This is a genomic window from Pedobacter sp. R-06, assembly GCF_049913135.1.
In the GTDB taxonomy this organism is placed as follows: domain Bacteria; phylum Bacteroidota; class Bacteroidia; order Sphingobacteriales; family Sphingobacteriaceae; genus Pedobacter.
Window position 1 is genome coordinate 3,489,674 of record NZ_CP183977.1, and the last position, 20,441, is coordinate 3,510,114.

The 20,441-nt window shown below is 42.2% G+C and carries 8 protein-coding genes; all 8 read right to left on the minus strand.

All coding sequences use genetic code 11. The features are described from left to right. Positions 1 to 46 precede the first annotated feature (46 nt). Positions 47 to 1,981 carry a RagB/SusD family nutrient uptake outer membrane protein gene (locus ACN9MR_RS14085; RefSeq protein WP_426324504.1) on the minus strand — a complete coding sequence of 645 codons (1,935 nt, stop codon included), beginning with the start codon at positions 1,979 to 1,981 and terminating at the stop codon, positions 47 to 49. 9 nt (positions 1,982 to 1,990) lie between these two features. Beyond that, a complete protein-coding gene (locus ACN9MR_RS14090) occupies positions 1,991 to 5,086 on the minus strand; it encodes a SusC/RagA family TonB-linked outer membrane protein (protein WP_426324506.1) in 3,096 nt (1,031 codons plus the stop codon). Between the two features lie 687 nt (positions 5,087 to 5,773). Then, positions 5,774 to 7,708, minus strand: a complete 1,935-nt coding sequence (locus ACN9MR_RS14095) for a glycoside hydrolase family 97 catalytic domain-containing protein (RefSeq protein WP_426324508.1) — start codon at positions 7,706 to 7,708, stop codon at positions 5,774 to 5,776. Positions 7,709 to 7,718: 10 nt separating this feature from the next. Then, positions 7,719 to 10,205 carry a glycoside hydrolase family 95 protein gene (locus ACN9MR_RS14100; protein WP_426324510.1) on the minus strand — a complete coding sequence of 829 codons (2,487 nt, stop codon included), beginning with the start codon at positions 10,203 to 10,205 and terminating at the stop codon, positions 7,719 to 7,721. Positions 10,206 to 10,349: 144 nt separating this feature from the next. Continuing rightward, complete coding sequence (locus ACN9MR_RS14105) at positions 10,350 to 12,764, minus strand: beta-L-arabinofuranosidase domain-containing protein (RefSeq protein ID WP_426324512.1); 2,415 nt, start codon at positions 12,762 to 12,764, stop codon at positions 10,350 to 10,352. Positions 12,765 to 12,785: 21 nt separating this feature from the next. Next, positions 12,786 to 14,729 carry an alpha/beta hydrolase-fold protein gene (locus tag ACN9MR_RS14110; protein WP_426324514.1) on the minus strand — a complete coding sequence of 648 codons (1,944 nt, stop codon included), beginning with the start codon at positions 14,727 to 14,729 and terminating at the stop codon, positions 12,786 to 12,788. Positions 14,730 to 14,762: 33 nt separating this feature from the next. Continuing rightward, positions 14,763 to 15,734, minus strand: coding sequence for a glycoside hydrolase family 43 protein (locus tag ACN9MR_RS14115; protein WP_426324516.1), 972 nt, complete (start codon positions 15,732 to 15,734; stop codon positions 14,763 to 14,765). Between the two features lie 258 nt (positions 15,735 to 15,992). Beyond that, positions 15,993 to 20,243: a hybrid sensor histidine kinase/response regulator transcription factor gene (locus tag ACN9MR_RS14120; protein WP_426324518.1), complete on the minus strand. Its 4,251-nt coding sequence runs from the start codon at positions 20,241 to 20,243 to the stop codon at positions 15,993 to 15,995. Positions 20,244 to 20,441 lie beyond the last annotated feature (198 nt).

Sequence of the window (20,441 nt, forward strand, 5' to 3'; positions counted from 1 at the left end):
AAATAAAAACAGGCAGATTTTTCTGGAAAAATCTGCCTGTTTTAAATTAGTAGCCAGGGTTTTGATATGCTTTCTTTGCCTCGTCAGACATTTGCATACCATCTATCTGTCCTTGTGGAATTGGACGGAGATAAAGATTTGGCGTAATCGTTCTGGTAACCGTTACTGGTGTATGGTCGCCATATCCGGTACCACAAATACTAAAGGTAGTGGATAATTCTGCCCATTTTTGCGTTCTAATGAGGTCGAATCTCCTGTATCCTTCCGCATAATATTCACGCGATCGCTCTGCTAAAATATAATTGATATCAATTGTTGCCGGGGTTGCGGCAATCATGGCTGCACTATTGTCGGCTACTTTTGCCACATTACCATTATTATCCCAACGCCATTTTCCGGCACGGGCCCTCACCACATTGATCAGTTCGCGCGCACTTTTACCTGCTTTGGGTGTAGCACCTTTTACAGCAGCTTCGGCAGCTACGAAGTAAAGTTCAGAAAACTTTGCAATAGGATAAGGGCGGGTACTACCTGCATTTGGCTGACCTAAACCTGTGCCATTATCTGTGCGGTAAGGACCCAGTTTCCAAAGACCAGGATAAACGATCCTGCTTATTCCCGATGGGGAAATTACATAGTCTGCCCTTCCTGGTAATGTTCCGGCGCCAACATTACTTGTTCCGGCTCCGCTTGGATAACTTACGGCGTTATTGTCAGCATCCAGAAAGGTTAAAACGGCATTTCCGGGAACAATAGACAAGCCATTGGCATTAACCAAAGAGGCAGGGGCCGATTCTGGTGGGTTATATCCTTTAGGCCAATTTCCACGATATACCGTTGTAAAGGTACCATCATAACGCGAATCCAATGTTTTATCGGCAAAAGTATTTTTAAACACTTCAATAGGCGGAGCCATCCGGTTCCACGGCCTGCCCAGGTGTTGCTCTGCTTCACGCTGAACCGAACTGATTCCGCCGCTTCTAATATTGGTGTAATTCCAGGTCATCATCCAACCTGCAAAATTATCAGGTGCCCCACCACTACCAAAGGTTAAACTACCACCATTAAAACGTTCGCTCGTTTGGGTATGATCAGCATATAGCAACATTTCTTTGTTACGATCATTCGATCCTAAATTTACATCATAATAGGTATCTACCAAACCGTAAGATCCGGGACTTTCGATAGCTGCAGTTGAAACGTCATAAGCCTGTTGAAAATACCAGTTTGCATCATGTCCGTCAGGATCAGTACGGTTTGCTGCAGGATAGGTTGGAATATTGTTAGGATTTTGCAACCACCATCCATAAGTTAGGTAGGCTTTTGCCAGATACAGTCGTGCCAAAGTTTTTGTTACCCCTCCTGTAACGCGGGCTGCCACTGGTAAATCGGCAACAGCCGTCAACAAATCAGGAAATACTGCCTTTGTATATACTTCAGGAACTGTATTGCGTACTGATGTTCTTACCGGACTGGTATTGAATTTAAGTTGTCCGGCACCCAAATCGAGTGGCACCCCGCCAAAGGTCTGTACCAACAAAAAATAATCAAAGGCGCGGAAGAATCTTGCTTCTGCAACCAATGAAGGGGCAATACCTGCGGCACTGGCATTCTCAATTACGCCACTTGCTGTATTAATATTGGGAAAGGCTTCTCCCCATAATACGCTACTGGGATAACTTGTAGAAAGTATTGACCCAACACCTGAACAATCCATATCCTTAAAATTACCATCAGCATCTTTGCCCCAGGTAGCCTCATCGGTACCGGTAATTAGCGAATTATAGTAATAGGCCTGTCCATACATGTTGCGGAGGTGACCGTACATTGCTGTAAGACCGCCATTTACCCCTGTAACAGTTTTAAAGTAATCTGGTGTAAAGATACTGCGGGGTTCTTCTTCAAGAATTTTTTTACAGCCTGAGAAAACGACCATCCCAAGCCAAACGCTCAATGTTATATTTAAATGTATACGTTTCATATCGGTATATTAAAATGTTAAATTAAGACCAGCTACATAGTTACGGGTAGACGGGGTATTGGTACCAATGGTTAAAATTCTCCGAGGATAAACCGATGCTACCGCAGCGTTTTCATCGCCGTATGAATTTGTTTCAGGATCCATGCCCGACTCGCGATGATATGGAGAGAACATCACAAAAGGGTTTTGAACGGTTAAGTACATCCGAAGTTTCACTCTGGAATCTTTTAACAAACTTCGATTGAAATCATATCCTAAAGAGATGGTCCGTATTTTTAAGAAAGAAGCATCAAAATAACCTAATGTACTTCCATACTTAGGGTTATCGCCGCTTGCAATACCGCCAGGTTTTGGATACTTTGCTCCTGTATTTTCAGGGGTCCAGTAATCAACTTTAACGTTATTTCTTCTTCCAGATAAAAGATTCAGGTATCCGGAAGAACCATATAATGTACTTAGCAAAATTCCACCATCTTTAAATAATCCTACCACATTGAGGTCAAATCCTTTATAAGCTACCCTTGTATTAAATCCTCCTGATAATTTAGGATCTACATCCATGATCTGTCTATCTGCTGCACCAATGGGTCTTGTTGGTTTGCCGGTCGCATCAAAATCGCCCGTGTATTTTACTTTAATCATACCCACATTACCACCTGGCTCTAAAACATTCAGGTATGGATCTCCGGCCTGCCATAAACCTACTTTTTCAAAATCATAAATGGCATTGATGTTATGGCCCACAAACCATGCATTCCCTTCGTCTCTGGTCTGGCCTGATGCAAGAGCAACAAGTTTGTTCCGGTTTGCATAAAGATTAAATCCTACATCCCATGACCAGCCTCCCTTATCATTAAAAATATTACCGTTAACACTCAGTTCCCAGCCTTTATTCTGTGTTTGGCCGATGTTTGCAGTATAACTGCCCACACCCGCGGTAGAAGGTAATGCAACGCCTAACAATATATCTTTTGTGTTGGTTACATAGTATTCAAATGTTCCTGTCAGTCTGCTTTTTAGTAAGGAGAAATCGAGGCCATAATTCCAGGTCTGTGAATATTCCCAGCCTAAACCCGGGCTAGGCAACTGAGAAACATAATATCCGGTAGCATAGTTGTTATCGCCAAAATTGTAAGGGCGCGAGTTTAGCAAACCAAGGGTTTGATATGGATTTACTGCCTGGTTTGATGTTTGCCCGTACCCCACTCTGATCTTCAACCTGTCGATAGCGGTTATCCCCTTCATGAAATTCTCATTCATCAGGTTCCAACCCACAGAAACAGCCGGATAGGTATTCCATTTATGGCCTGGCGCCAAGCGTGATGACGCATCAGATCTGATGGTTGCACTGATTAAATAGCGATTATCATAAGCATACATCACTCTTCCCATGTAAGACATCAGTCCACTTAACCTGTAGTCCCCGTTACCGATTGTTAACTCTCCATTGGCCTGGCCAAGATTGTAAAACTGAAAAGCATCGGACGGAATATCACGTGCTGACATGGATGAGGAATTGAACTTATTCTGTTCAGCAGAGTATAAGGCAACTACATTGATGTTGTGCTTTTCCGAAAAGGTTCTGTCATAAGTTAATAAATTCTCAAGTGTCCAATGGTAGGTTTGCGAATTGCTAACCCCAGCAGTAGAAACTGTAGTAGCAGTAGCACTTCCAATTCCAACACCTGTATAGTTACCATTGTTGCTCTGGATAAAATCGAGGCCGAGATTGGTACGGTATTTTAGTCCTTTTACCCATGGAATGTTAACCTCGCCATAAAATGAATTATAGGTAGCAAAGCCACGCGTTTCATTAAGCCATTTATCACTGAGATTTTTAGTGAGATCGCGGGTGTAAATCCACGATTCATCCTGAGGCATTCTGATTGTTCTTTTTAGGCTGCCATCTGCATTGTAAGGATTTGCGATAGGCGAATTGCTAAGGATTCCATAAACGCCGAGCTGGTTGCCTTCACTTATGTTGTAATTGTTATTGGTGGTAAATCCAATCCTTAAGAAACTGGCAATTTGCTGATCCATGGATGCTTTCATTGAATACCGGGTGTACTGTTGAGTTGGGATCAGACTTTGATTCTGATAATAGCCGCCACCAAAACTGTAGCTACCGGTAGTAGATCCGCCAGATACACCAACATCATGACTGGTTACAACTGCCGATTTATTATAGAATAAATCTTGCCAATCGGTGTTTACGTCGTTAGATTCATCTACACCATTGGTTGTAAATAATCCAGCTGCCTTGCGCAATGCAATAAATTCCGGGCCATCCATCATTGGATATTTGGCAAAAAGTGTTTGTAAACCAGTATATGAATTATAGGATATTTTAGCCGGAGCGCCTTGTTGGCCACGGTTAGTGGTGATCAATATTACTCCGTTTGCTCCCCTCGAGCCATAAATCGCAGTAGCGGAAGCATCTTTCAAAATATCTAAACTTTTAATGTCGTTGGGATTAATATCGCCAATAGAGCCTGGAAATGGAATCCCATCAAGCACCACCAACGGATCATTACTGGCGGAAAGGGAACGCTGACCACGGATCAGAATCTGCATGGTTGCACCAGGTTTGGTAGAAGTTTGTGAAATGTTTACCCCTGCTATTCGACCTTGAATAGCCTGTGCCACGTTGGGCGCCGGTATTTCGCGAACTTTATCGCCCGATATGTTTGCTACAGAACCCGTTACCGATTCTTTGCGCTGGGTTCCATATCCCACCACTACAACTTGTTCAAGTTCAGCAGCGCTCGGAAGTAATGTTACATTGATTTCGGTTTGATTTCTGACCGGAACCTCGCGACTTGTAAATCCGATGTAGGAAAACACCAGTACAGAATTGCTTGATGGAACCGCAATACTGAAGTTTCCTGTACCCAGGGTTGTTGTACTGGTTGAGGTTCCCTTGACCAGAATACTTACACCTGGAAGGGGTTTTCCCTGATCATCCACAACGCGCCCTTTTACCTGGGTTTGTGCATGTGCAGCAACTACAAAAAGCGAAAAAAAAGCAATCAGTGATAGTTTGGCTAGACATTTGGAAAGTCCTGCACCAGGCTTTACAAAAAACTGTAAAAATTCATTCCTCATAAAAATTTGGTTTATAATGGTTAAAGTCCATACTTCACTCCGTAATGAGCCCACTGGTTATCCAAAAACCGGATAATGAGCACCTCTAACAGAAGTGAATAAGCATGATAGCGTAAAGTTATTCGGTGAGCACAAAAGCGAAAGTGTCAATTGTTCATAAATATGGAATAAATGTTCAAAGGAATGGATCGACTAAAAACCAATTTTTAAACGGGGGGAAGTCTTTCGGCCACAAAACATGAAGCCATTTTATGCAATCGATTGTAAACTAAACAGATGCAACAAAAAGCCATCTCAATAATCTTTAACAACAACAAATATTAAGGAGTAGGCCGCTTCGATTATTTATTTTTTAGAAACAATAAATAATGCATTAAGATCTTTTCAAAAAATCGAAATTTTGGATGTTGTAATGCTATAAGTAAAGATGGTAACCATTAGTTCAGGAGTGGATTGCATTTAATTTTATATTCATAAGAATTTATTGCTGGTTCAACAATAACAGCAAAGCTGAGTAATACTTACCCGGGATCCAGAACAAGTTTTCAGCCCGATCTATCATTTGACAGATAACAAGCGCCTGCCCTGAATCCGAGAAGTACACTAAACCAAAATAATTTCTTTTTCTCTGTGCGTTATTTTGACAGCACAAAAAATGCTATTTGTGGATTATTTTCAGCTGGTTAATTATTCAAAAACGGCTACGAAACCATCATTCTTCTTCAGGTCGATTTTCAATTCTCCGGAGGCTGGTATTTTTACTTCTTTGGCAACAAACCCATTGTGGCTTTCGCTATCGTTTCCTGAAGAAATAAGTTTACCTGTTTTGTTTTTAAGAAAAGTAAGATTTAATGCCAGCGATTTGTCAATCGGTTCTCCATTCAATCCTGTAACATACCATTTGGAACCCGATTTTCTGGCTACAACATATAACTTGCCCGGATATCCATCAATAAATTTTACATCATCCCATTGAGCGGGCAATGCTTTTAAGAAATCTTTCACCTCAACAGGTACATGGCTCATCCCATCCGGTGTTTCGGCATAGTGCTGAATACCCGATAAAAAGGCCACTGATGTAGCCAGTTCAAATGCAGCGGTTGTTTGCCGTTCGATATTGGGGATCTTGTATAAACACATCGGCGTGAAATCCATCGGATCAAACGCATTTCTGATCATGGCACTGGCAACCATGTGTTGAGGTGCTTTGTTGGCTGCATCTTGCCCAAATGTGATCATTTCGTATCCCAGTACGGCTTCTGCGGTCATTAAATTTGGGTATGTTCGTTGCAATCCCCTGGGCAGTGTAGCTCCATGAAAATTGACCAGCAAATGGTGAGCGGCAGCATCGGTTAAAATATCATGATAGTAAGCAATCATAGATTGTCCGTCGCCACCAAAAAAATCGATTTTTATGCCTTTAATACCCATATTTTCAAGCCTGCTAAATTCCTTCACCCGTTCCTCATGCGTTAACAGCTTATCCCTTGGTGTAAATTTTACGGTATTCCAATCACCTGCTGAATTATACCAGAGCAACATACCCACATTTTTTTTTCTTGCGTAATCAGCTAAAACCGCAACCGAATCATATCCAATGGTCTGGTCCCAGTTTGCATCGATCAAACAATACTGCCACTTCATATCTGCTGCGTAATCAATATATTTTTTCTGAACCGGGTATATCGTTGCCTTATCCTTTTCCAATACCCAGCTCCATGCGGCTTTTCCGGGTTTTACGAACGATAAATCTTTTAACCTGGATGCAGGGGCAAGATCTGTACCAAGGGTTGATTCCATAACTGTAGCCAGATCGCCTATGGCAATGATCCGCCAGGGCGTAATCCATGGAAGTGTAGATTCGGGATAAAGGGCCCCTCCTTTTATTTTTTCAGCTTCCTGGGGAAAATTGATCCGATATTCTCCGCCAGGTGATAAACGTTGCAAAGCGGTTCCACAATAATTTCTTTCCAGTCCGGCTTCTGTAAGCATCACCCAGGTATCGCCTGTTTTAAATAAAGCCGGATATACCCACCCGTTAGCACTGGAAGATGGCGTACCTACCGGGATAGCCATATTATAATATACCTCGTAGGAAGGGTTGGTATGTTCAAATCCTGTTTGTGCCTCGGCTTTGGCCTGTAACCAGGCCAAGGTACCTTCGGGAAAGTGAAAACTTGTTTGTTCTGACTGTATTTTTCTTAACGATGGATCTTTCTCCGGAAATTCGTAACGAAAGGCGGCACCATCATCAGAAACACGAAAAATAATATTCATTCTTTTGCCCGCTGGCGTTCTGGTCGATATCACCAGTTCATTTGCTGTATAGGTTATCGATTTCTTTTTGGCATTGAGCATTACATAGCGCTCTTTCAATTTTCGCTCTGCAGTACCAACGACTTTTAATGCCTTTGTGAAGTCTTCATCTTCTCTGATAATGCCCAGTTTAGAATTTTGTAAGATTGTTTTTTTACCCCTGGTAATGCTGTAGGTTGCCTGAGCGGGATTACAGGTCAGAACGATTTTCTGATCGGGGCTGGAAACATGATAACTTACTGTTTCCTGCGCATAAATGCAGGTATTTACAATGGTAAAAATGATAAATAAACGGATAAATTTCATGAGATTATAATTATTTGAGCAGCAGCGTATATAACCTGCCTGGTTTGGTTGATATGTCGTAAACAAAAGTCTTTTTCAATGGATTATCGGTTAAGCGGGCTTCTGGGGATACAATAGGTTCCTGGGTTTCGGCAATAGAATAGAACATATTCGGATTAGTACCAACTGCATTTTTCAACTCAACAAGGTCGCTTTTCATTTCATTTGGAACCCTTAACCGAAAATTTCCGCCAAGCGTTGATTTAATTACGACCTTGATTACCTGCCCATTAGACCATTCGAGGTTGAGTACCTCAAAGCCTCCCCTGGCCCTTAAACCCTTAATGGAACCCTTTTCCTTCCATACATCCGGCAAAGCAGGCAATAAATGCAAAGCCTGATCGGCACTTTGCATCAGCATTTCGGTAATGCCAGAGGTACAACCAAAATTACCATCTATCTGAAACGGTGGATGGGCATCAAAGAGATTATTGTAGGTGCCACCGCCGCCCGGATTAACGCCTAGCGGTGTGAGTTGGTTTTGAATCAGTTGGTAAGCATGATTTCCATCCTGCATCCTTGCCCACCAATTTATTTTCCAGCCCATACTCCATCCAGTAGATACATCACCTCTTTGAAGCAAGGTATTTTTTGCAGCGGCATAAAGTAAGGGCGTACGGTAGGCAGAAATCTGGTTAGAGGGGAATAAACCATAAAGGTGAGAAATATGGCGGTGTTTATCGTTCGGACTGTCTATATCGTCCAGCCATTCCTGTAATTGGCCATGTTTGCCAATGTGCATAGGCGATAACTTATTGCGCATCTGCAATAAACTATCGGCAAAAACACCATCAATTCCCAGTATTTTGGCAGCACGGATAGCAGTGGAAAACACATCGAAAACAATTTGGTTATCCATGGTGGTACCCGCATCAATAGAGGAGCCACCATGTGCCTCAGGTGCATTTTCGGGAGAAGTACCCGGATTAACCACCAAATACTTCAGTGTTGGGTGCACCACCAGAAAATCTTTGTAAAAAGTTGCTGCATCTTTTAAAACAGGATAAATGCTTTTAAGGTATTGGCGATCTCCTCCATAGAGGTAATGTTCCCAAAGATGCTGACTGGCCCAGCCACCTCCAGCGTTCCAGATTCCCCAGAACGCACCATCTACTGGCCCGGTGCTTCTCCAGATATCGCTGTTGTGGTGCGCCATCCAGCCCCTTGCACCGTACATGTTTTTAGCCGTGGCCCTGCCCGTTTCAGCCATTTCACTTACCATTTTAAGAAAAGGCTGGTGCAGTTCGGGCAAATTGGTCGGCTCTGCTGGCCAGTAATTCATTTGAGCGTTAATATTAATGGTATATTTACTGTCCCAGGGCGGATAAAGCTTATCATTCCAGATACCTTGTAAATTGGCAGGCTGACCTCCAGGTTGGGAAGAACTGATTAACAGATAGCGGCCAAACTGGTAATATAGATTAACAAACTGAAGATCCGTTGTGTTCCTGAAATTCATGAGCCTTTTGTCTGTTGGTAAGTCCGTACCATCGCTCTCCCCTAAATCAAGCTGAACACGGTTGAAGTATTTGTGGTAGTTGGCGAGATGGGTAGCCAGGATTTTATCATAAGATTTCGCTGAAGCCTGATTCAGGTAATCCAATGCCCGTTTATAAGCATTGCCACTGATGTCGTTATAACTGTTAAAATTGGTAGCAATGGAGACGAAAATGGTTACTGCATTGGCATGTTCAACAACAATGCTCGAATCGGTAGCTTTTAATGTACCACCTTCATTACTGAATCTACTGATTACGTTGTATTTTACAAGCCCCTTGACACCTTCATGATCGCTGGTCAATCCTTCCATTACCAGATCTTTAACAGCTGAGGTACTGATTGAAACCTTTTTATGGGGTGTGGTGTAATTTGCGGTAAAAGAAATGCTGGCGGCTTTAGTGGCGGTAAGTTTTATTACCACTACGCGATTACCGTGTGCAGCAAAAGCTGTTCGGGTATAAGTTACATCGCCAATGCTATAGTTTGTTTTACTTACAGCGTTTTCGATATCGAGTTCTCTGTAGTAGTTTCGGTACTTTTCATGACCGGGAAAAGCGAGTTGAAGATTGCCGGCTGGCTGAAAGATTTGCCCGGACGATTTTTTTCCAAACATGATTTTATTGGCCAGATTTTCAGCTTCCTTATGCTTGCCTTGAAAAATGAGTGCGCGGATTTCAGGTAAATGGCCCAAAGTTTCCGGAACATCATTTTGATAGGGACTACCACTCCAAAGGCTATGTTCATTGAGTTTTATCACTTCTTTTGCCACGTTACCGTAAATCATTGCGCCTAAAAAGCCATTACCAACAGGAAGTGCATTTTCCCAAACAGCACCTGCAGGCTGTTCGTACCAAAGCTTTAATTTTGACTTTACAGGCGCTTGTGCAAATACCAAGGTGCTTGTAAAAAAGAATAAAATTACCTTACTGAATCTTAGTATCAGACTATGGATATTCATTTACAAAGGGATCTAATTGTTAAATTTCTAAATTGTTATTTCGAAACTGCCAGCATTACCATGCTTGATATCCGCTCATCTGCAGGGATTTTTCTTAACCCATCGAGCCATTCTGCGTTCAGAGCTATAGTTTTCATCCGTCGGTTATTTCTTTACCAACCTCACATAAAACACCCTTGCCGTCGATTTTCCATCTGAAGGGGAAAATTTAACCGAAATCCGGTTTTTGCCTTTTAGCATTTCTGCCGGGATTGGGTATTCCTGGTTATAGAAGCCTGGTTTTTGTGGCCCTTGGGCTGCATCTACGCCAACCAGTTTTTGATCATCAAGATAAATATCAAATTTATCACGGCCACCACTTGTATGGTAACGAACATTTAGCGCCAGCTGATCTGAGCCCTCGGTATTCATTTGATAGCTAAAGAAACCATTTCCCGTTGCACTGCGCCAAAATTGATCAAGAAAGGATCCGGTGTGGGAATTGTTGTTTTTCATCTGGTGATCTACCTCTGGCTGCTGTTCTCCTGGTGCAACAAAATCTACAGTACGGCTTTCCAGTACAAGTTTTTCATTTTCTACCCGGGTAGCAGAATCGAGGTAAGCGGCATATTGGCCAGGTGTGAGCGCCATCCAGTACATCATGTAACGTGAATCGTGAATGCGGTAAAAAGGCTCCAGGGTAATTTTTTCGGGGTTTTCTATCCGCTCATTCACAAAAGAGAACTTCATCGACTGACCTTTTACCGGCTCGATTTTCTTGCCGATATTGTCAATGTGCTCATCAATGAGAATAGGTGCCTTACTAATGGGCAGTTTTTTGCCACTGGCGATATGCCCCCAACGGCTGTTGTCTGCTACCAGTCCTTTAAGTACCTCCGTTTCTGTTTTAGCACCCAATAATATAGGTCCGTGCATAATTGCCACATATTCAGGCAAATTAGGCATCCGCTCAACGGTAGTTTTCATGGGCAGGCTCAGCTCTACCACATCTCCTTTTTTCCAGTTACGGCCAATTCCCAGATAAGCATTCGGAAGCAATTTATAATCGGCTTTTTTGCCATTGATTTTCACTTCCATCATTTCCTTGTCGATCCATGATGGTTTTCTGATCATCAACATTAACCTGGCATTTCCTTCTGTAACAACCAGCCTGGTTTTTTCCTCATCAGGAAAAGTAGTTTCCTGCCTTATTGTAATGTTTTTTTCTTTCCAGTTGAGTTCAGAGGCAATAAACAGGTTAAGATATAAAGTATCTTTTTGATGGGTGTAAATAAATTCGTTGTACTTGCTGTGGTTCTCCATACCACTGCCCACACAACACCACATACCTTCATTCGGTGCCGAATATACGCGGTAGTGCCTTGGCCGGGCAGGCGTAAAATAAACATAGCCACCATGTTCGGGATGCTGGGACGAAAGAATATGGTTATACAGGGCTTTTTCGTAAAAGTCTACGTATTTGGCATCGGGTTTTTCCCTGAAAAGTCCTTCGGTCAGTTTTAGCATATTGTAGGTGTTGCAGGTTTCTGGCCCTTCCACATCATCTACAAAATCAGCACTGGCGGCAGCACTTGGAAAAAATTCCCTGCGACTGTTTCCGCCAAATGCCAAAGACCTATTGCCTGTTACTGTTTCCCAAAAAAACTGACCGGCCTGATCATAATTCCGTTGATGGCTCAACTCCCCGATCCGCTGGAAACCAACCGCTTTGGGAACCTGGGTATTGGCATGTTTATTATCAAGGTTGTCTTGCCCGTTGGCCATAGGCGTAAGCAATTGTTGATGAGAAAACCGCATCGCTGCATTCAGGTATTTTTCATTACTGGTGATCTGATAGGCATCAGCCAATACTTCATTCATTCCACCTTGTTCTGTATCTAACATTTGTTGCATCTGTTGCTCATTAAGCTTCGAGGTAATGGCTATCGCCCAATCACAGAATTTTAAAAATACCTCCTTCGCATCTTTACTTTCCCCATAAATCCAGGCATCGCGCAAACCTGCAAAAGTTTTGTGAACATTATACCAGGGTACCCACGCAGATTGATAGGCTTTGAAATTTCCTTCTTTAAGTTTCATCCAGATCTCCTTACTATTGGGAACGCCTCCTGCATATCCTATTCCCCATTCTGGATGTGAAGCCGTATTTTTGTTCTGACAGGCTTTCAATGTTGCTACGATTTTTTCCATCCTGCTTTTGCATTCTGGATTACCCGTTGAGGCATAGTTAAGTGCAAGTGCACTCAGGTAATGTCCGGCAATATGCCCGTCCAGCCCCTCCCAGTTATCATAGCCTTTTTTATCTGTAGGAAGCTCCGCCTGCTTGAGGTAAGGATAAAGCAAGCGGTCCACATCATAAGCCAATAGTGTCTTTATGTTAAGGTCTCTGGCGTGATTGAATGGCCCATTAAGCAGTTTTACCTGTTTTAAAGGAAATGAATTGGCATAAAATCCTTCTTGTGCCCTAACATTTCCGCACAAGCCAATATTGAATAGCACAGAAACACATAGGCAAAGGAAAAGCTTTTGCAAAAGATCGTATTTTGGTAATGTCAACATGTAATTTTACTTCAAAAAGGTTTATTTAAACAAGGTAGAGGAGAACTGATAAAGGTTATTTCGCCAAACAGGCCAGGTGTGGCCTCCCGGATATTCGTGGTAACTAAAATTGATATTCAGCGCTTTAAATTTATCCATCATTATCTGGCAGTTATTATAGGCAATATCCTCCTTCCCACCCATGGCAATCCACAATTGCTTCAGGTTGGCGTTGATTTTTTCATGGTTGTTTTTCATTCCTGCATACTGAAGCTCGGCTATTGTGTTTTGACGTGGCACAACCCATCCTGAACTAAATACACCAAGGTACGCGAATTTATCGGTATTGTTAATCCCGGTATAAAGCGTGTGCATCCCGCCCATCGATAAACCGGCCAATGCCCTGTTTTGTGCATCGGTTTTGGTGCGGTAAGTATTTTCAACCAAGGGAATAATCACTTCTTTCAATTCTGATTCGAAGGTCTTTAATCCGGCCTCGCCAAAGGCAGCTCCACCTACATTTGCACTGGGCATTACAATAATCATCGGTTTGGCTTTTTGAGCAGCAATAAGATTGTCGAGAATAAGATCTGTTTTACCCTGGTTGGCCCAGCCAGTTTCATCTTCTCCCCCTCCATGGAGGATATAAAGTACCGGGTATTTTTCGTTTAGCTGTGCATCATAAAAAGGCGGTGTGTAAACATATAGCTGCCTCCATGACCTGGTTACTTTTGAGTAATATTTTTTGATCCGGAGTTCGCCATGCGGAACATCCTTCAACGCATAATAGTCGCCTTTTGAAAAAGGAATTTCAATTCCACTGGCCATGCGCCCCATGCCAAAATAAGACTTACTGGCCGGATCTGCGACAGGAACGCCATCTATGATGAGCGAATAATAATGAAATCCTTCACCCAAAGAATCGGTTGTAACGGTCCATCTGCCATTGTCATTTTTGACCATATCGTACTTTCGGCCCAGGTCTACCTGGACACTTTGAGCATTGGGCGCTGCAAGATTGAAAACAACTTTATGGTCATCGGTAATCTGTGGATAGGCGCCAGCGCCAATATTGGTTGAAGCCGGCACACCTGCTACCGGATATTTTGAAAAAGCAGCGGTATCAACCGGTTTAAAAAGCATTTGCGAAAACATGTACAATCCATTCTTCCAAACTTTAAAATCGTGAAAACCAGGCTCGATAAAGTAGATGTGTGGCACCTTATTTTTAGTCAGATAATCGTGCGTGCGCTTACTATTGATAATGAGGTTATCGCTAGCACCACAGGAGATAAATAACAATTTGAGCATGGTTGCGGCCTTTTTTGGATCAGGCACAAGCACTTCTGGCATTTTGGTATTCGGTGCTGAAGAAAAACCAGCTATCCAGGCAAATTTATTCAGATTTCCCAATCCGAAATTCAAAGCCTGTCCTCCCCCCATTGATAAGCCTGCAATGGCCCGGTGTTCGCGGTCTTTATATACGCTGAACTTCCGTTCTACAAAGGGGATAAGATCATTAATCAGATCCTTTTCAAAGGTAGCAAAGGCCTGCACTTTATCCCTGTCCATAATGTTCCCGATGGCGCGGTCATCTTTCATGGCTCTACCGTTCGGCATAATTACCACCATAGGTGCTAACTTACCGGTGGCATAAAGATTATCCAGGATCACCTGGGGATTACCTCCATTAAGCCATTCTTTTTCATCACCTCCGATACCATGCAAAAGGTATAAAACCGGATATTTTAATTGTTTAGCGTAACCCGGTGGAGTGTATACCAATGTTTTACGGTTATTACCGACAGTTTTTGACAAGTAAACCAATGTATCGATTTTTCCGTGCGGAATTGCAGGCTGAATGACGTCAAAGCCTTCTGGGGCACTGGACACGATCTGCTGAGTAAAACTATTAAAGGCATAAGCACTTAAGCTGACAAAAAGCACTGTTATTTTAACAAAGAGGGATTTATTCGTTTTTTTCATATCTGGTTAGATTAAGGGTATGTTATTAGCTGTTTATCTGCCTTTTACCGGGCTAACACCAGTAGTGGTTTCTACAATTTTCTGTATGGTGCCATCCTCATTATAGTGCATCTCATCTACACAGACAGACCTTCTATAACTACCACCTGTGGGCAAAGAGCCATTGTGGTAAAAAAAATAAGATCTGCCCTTAAAATCGATAACACCAGGGTGAGTAGTAAAACTGTTGGGAACATTTCCCTGAATAATACCTTTGTATACCCAAGGTCCCTGCGGCCCCTTTGCCATACAGTATTCGATCATTTCGGGTTTGGTTCCCGCACCGGCATAGATCAGATAATAGTTGTCTTTTCTTTTATAAACCCAGGGGCCTTCAATGTAGTTTTTTATGTCCAGTACCAGGATTTCTCCATCCATTTCGATCATATTTTTTTTCAACTTGACACTTTTACAACTTCCGTTGCCCCAAAACAGATAAGCCTGCCCATCATCATCGATAAAAACAGTAGGATCAATGTCGTCCCAGCCATGCTTTTTATCAGTAGTCATCTCATTGGTCACCAAAGCCTTGCCAATTGCATCTTTAAATGGCCCAACAGGGCTATCAGAAACTGCCACGCCGATCGCCATCCCTCCTTTACTCTCATTATTTTTTTGGTGGCCTGTTGATACATACCAATAAAACTTTCCATCTCTGTAAACACACTGGGCGGCGTATGCATCTCCCCCCGCCCATGAAAAGGCCTTCGGCGAAAGCTGCATGCCATGATCTTCCCAGTCGACCATATTTTTTGACGAGAATACGTGCCAGTCGGGCATTTTATAATTGGTATCTTTCACCGTTGCGGTATCATGACCAACATACAGGTAAACTTTATTTTTATATACTAATGGTGCCGGATCAGCAGTAAACATGTGTTTGATAATTGGATTTTGCGCCTGCGATTTAAAATGCACCGAAAAAACCAGCGTTGATAATAATAGGAAGAGGGCTTTAAATTTCATGATTATTTTTATTTGATCGGTAATCAGTTTGTTTGACGATGATATTTTCACCTTGATAGCTATTTATCTTGTTTATATACTGGTGTGAATAATTCATTTTGAGCGTTAGCAGTATCATGCTTTCATTTAGGTCAGGTTAATATTTGGTTTAGCGAAGCTACCTTATCTGTTGTTTTTTTGCTGGAAGATTTGATTATTATTATGGAAAATATGTTTATCGATTGTATTTTTTCACCTATTTTGAAGATAAATGCATGTTCAAGTTTCTTTTACCAAACGGTCTTCCAATTTTCTTTTAATACTAATGTACTCGGAAGGCTGCATATTAAATTTTGCTTTAAACGACTTGGCAAAGTAATTAGGGGTAGTAAATCCAGCGATGTAGGCAATTTGTGAAATATTCAAATCACTTTTTTCCAATAAAACAGCTGCCTTATCGAGTTTAACCGACCGGATATATTCAATTGGCGAAAGCCCTGTTAATTCAAGTATTTTATTATACAGTGAACCTCTGCTCATACCTACATGTTTGCTTAAGTCTTCTACCGAAAGTTTATGGTTGTTTAAATTATCATCAATATAAACCGCCACTTTCTTTAGCAAACGGTCGCTATGTGATTCGATTGTTACCGCTGTTGCCTCCATCCTGATCTGCTTGCTATAAGTATCTTTGAGCCTTTTGTTGAGAGAAAGCAGATTTTTAATCTTTGCATTTAAGATCTCAAAGTTGAACGGCTTTGTCAGATAATCGTTTGCACCGGTTTCCAGACCTTTTATCTGTTCCTCTTCCCCTGTTAAGGCGGTTAACAATATAATGGGAACGTGGTTGGTCCGTTTATCTGATTTAACTTTTTTACATAGTTCTATTCCGTTCATATAAGGCATGTTGATATCACTTACAATTATCTGCGGATGGTTTGACAGCGTTTTTTGCCACCCTTCCTGTCCGTTGCCGGCCTCGTATATCCTGTAGAACGATTGCAGTCCATCTTTAAGATAGGCACGGAAATCCTCATTGTCTTCCACTAATAAAATAGAAGAGATATCTGCATCCCGATGCTGTCCGGATGTGGTGCCGTTCAACTCTGGTCTGCCCTTATCTGCAGAAGCCGGAAAATCGATCATCAATTCGGCTGCAGACCGGACACTTGAGAACGGGAGTTCGATGGTAAAAACACTTCCGAGACCGGCTTTACTCCTTACAGCGATTTTCCCGCCATGTAATTTCACAAATTCCTGTGCAATTGAAAGACCTATGCCACTTCCCTGATTCAAGATCGGCGCTATTCCGTCTGCCTGGAAAAAGCGTTGAAAGATTCTTTCCTGATCCGTTTCTGAAATGCCTATGCCCGAATCGGCAACCGTAATGATCAGCGTAGCTGCATTCTCCGCGTCAGGCAGTGTAACTTTTTCGAGCTCAACCGAAATTCTTCCACCAACCGGGGTAAACTTGAATGCATTTGACAAAAGATTAAACAGCACCCTTTCGATCTTATCATGATCAAAAGGTGCATTAAAATAGCTTAATTGACTTTTGAACACCAACTGTATCTGCTTGCGTTCGCTCAGATCATTGAATGATTCAAGAACCTCTTTGATGAAAGAAACGATATCTGTTTCAACAGCATTTAAAGTAAGTTCCCGGTCCTCGATTTTTCTGAAATCCAGTATCTGGTTAACCAGGTTTAACAACCGCCTTGTATTGCGCTTGATCATCAACAAGGGATTGGCAACATGCTCATCACGCTGTTCGGCTATCAGCTTATCTACAGGGCCCATGATAAGTGAAAGCGGGGTTCTGAACTCATGGCTAAGATTTGTCAGAAACTTGATTTTGAGTTTATCCAGGGTCCTTAACTGTTCGGCTTCTCTCCGTTGCTGCGCTAAGCGCTGCTCTGCTTTCATTTTTTCTTGTACAAGGGCAAACTTTCTTTTGAGTTTCTGGATACCCAGATGCCGTATATAGAAAAGCGCACCGACAATGGTGAGGATATAAAAAATATAAGCATATATGGTTTTCCAGAGCGGAGGGCTAACCTCAATTACAATGGAAGTTGCTGAGGGATTCCAGATACCGTTACCGTTGCTTGCTTTAACATGAAAAATATATTCCCCCGGATCAAGATTGGTATAGGACACAGATTTTGTTGAGCCTGCCTTTATCCAATCCTTGTCAAACCCCTCTAATTTATAGAAATACTGATTATCCTCAGGGACTGTATAATTGATGCTGACATAGCTGAGCGTGAAACTCTGTTTATAATCCAGGTGAATATTTTTGGCAATGGATATGTGCTCCTGGATCGGGCTGGCCTTGCCGGGCAGCACCGATGAGTTTGAAACCTTGAGATCCGTAAAGATTACCGAGGGAACACTTTTATTTTTTTTAAAGAACCTTGGGTTAAAATAATTGAAGCCAGCGGCCCCTCCAAAATAGATCTCCCCTCCGGCAGTTCGTATCCCCGCGCCACGGATAAAATTGTTGTTCTGAACACCGTTATAGACCGTGTAGTTTGTAAATACTTTTGTACTGGGATCAAAACTGCTGATGCCTTTATTTGTACTTACCCAGATCAGTCCCCTTAAGTCTTCTACTATAGCATACACTGTAGCGTTATTCAATCCATTTTTTTCAGAGAAGTTGATGAACCTGTTCTTTTTACGATCATAGAGACTTAGTCCCCCACTAAAAGTTCCGACCCATAAATTGCCTGACCGGTCCTTTAATATTGACAATGTGAGATCACTGGGCAGGTTGCTGTTGTTTTTGTTCAGAGCCGAAAATTTATGGGTAAACTGATCAAGTATAGATATCCCTGACCCATAAGTTCCGATCCACATATTATTTTGATCATCTTCTTCGATGAACCTGATGAAATTATTCCCCGGAAAATCCACCTCATTGGGCGCCTGAGGGTTCTTGCAATATTTCAAAACCACTTTAGCATCCGGGGTCATCAGGTTTACTCCTCCTCCGTTGGTTCCTACCCAGATTTTACCTGTCTTGTCTTCTTTTAAACAAAAAACGTCATTCGAATTCAGCCCATTGGCTTTGGTGGAGCGTTTGATCTGCAACAGCTCATCAGTTAACAGATCCATAGACACCAAACCGTTTGAATAGGTTCCCATGAGCAGTTTTTTTTCTTTCGTAATGGCCATGGCTATTATGGAGATGTTGTTCAGTGCACTTCCATCAGGCAGTTTAGCATTGAACCGTTTTATCAGCTCGGTATGCGGGTTGAAGAGATTTAGCCCACCACCATCTGTGCCCACAAATATTTCATCCCTGTACTGCGCGAAAGAAGTGATTACAGATGCACTCAAACCATTGGGATCGAAAATATTGCTCTGTTTTAGATTAAAAAGATTCAGATTGGAATCATATTTACTTATCCCGCCATGAAATGGGCCCAGCCAATAGATCCCGTCATCAATATAAATACTGCTGATCGATTTGCCTGTAAGCGAGTAGAAATCTCTGTAGTTCGGCCTGTAAGATGTAATAGCGGCGCTATTGAGATCAATAATTTTCAGCCCATCATCAGTACCTGCCCATAATTGATTGTTTTTATCTATTGCCAGACTTATCACCCTGCTACTGGCAAGTGCACTGAGGTCACCGGCACCGTACACAAATGCGCTGAATCCACGCTGGTTGGGTAATTTCCTGCATATTCCCCGTGCTGTTCCAAACCAGATATTTCCCGATTTATCTTCACAGATCGTGTTTATCTCGTTACTGATCGGACTGGAGGCATCAGAAGGGCTGTGGCGGTAAATCTTGAACGCCTTTTCTTTCCTGTCATAAAGATATACCCCATTATTTGATCCGATCCACAATCTGTTCTTACTATCCGCTAACAGACAGTTAAAAGATAGTTGAGCTGAAGATTTCCTGTATGGGGTTTGCCTGATGTGATTGGTGATCTTATTTGTTTTTGGATCCAGCTCATCAAGCCCATTATAAGTTGCTACCCAAACATGGCCTAAATGGTCTGTAGTCACAGCATGAATGAGATCGCTGCTAAGACCGCCCTTTACATTGGCAGGATAGGTTATGAAGGAATTGTTTTTACGGTCAAATAAACTCAAAGAACCCAGAGAGCTCCCAACCCATAGGTTACCCGAACGGTCCTCGTGCAAAGCCCTGATATCATTGGACTGCAGGCCTGTCGGATCATCTTCATTAAACTTATAAACGGTGAAGTTGCTGCCGTCGTATTTATTCAGTCCGTCTTCTGTACCAAACCACATGAAGCCAAAGTGGTCTTTTACTATCGTATTGACTGTGTTGGATGATAGGCCATCTTTTATCTGCAGTGATGTAAAATTTATTTTTTGCTGCTGAGCATAGTCTTTGACCGGGAAAATCAGAAGTAAGACCGCAACGCACAGAAATATGGTAACCAAGCTGGCTGATCCGTTACGGCGTATGGAAAATATTTTAACCGGGTGAAGATATGACAACAGGGAAATTTTGGTCCCCCTGTAAGTAAAGCTATGGCCCATATTATATATTTGTCTATTGGTTCGGTAGGTAGCACCCACAACTGAACATATCTGGTTATTCCATCAGTGCGCCTGGTTTTCGCCCATGGTTTTCAATTCCAGCTAAAATAACCTGATTATCTGGTGAGCGTTAAGTCAATTGTGAAAATTATAGCAATAAATGTTCAATACTCCCTTATATTCATCCTAATTCATCGG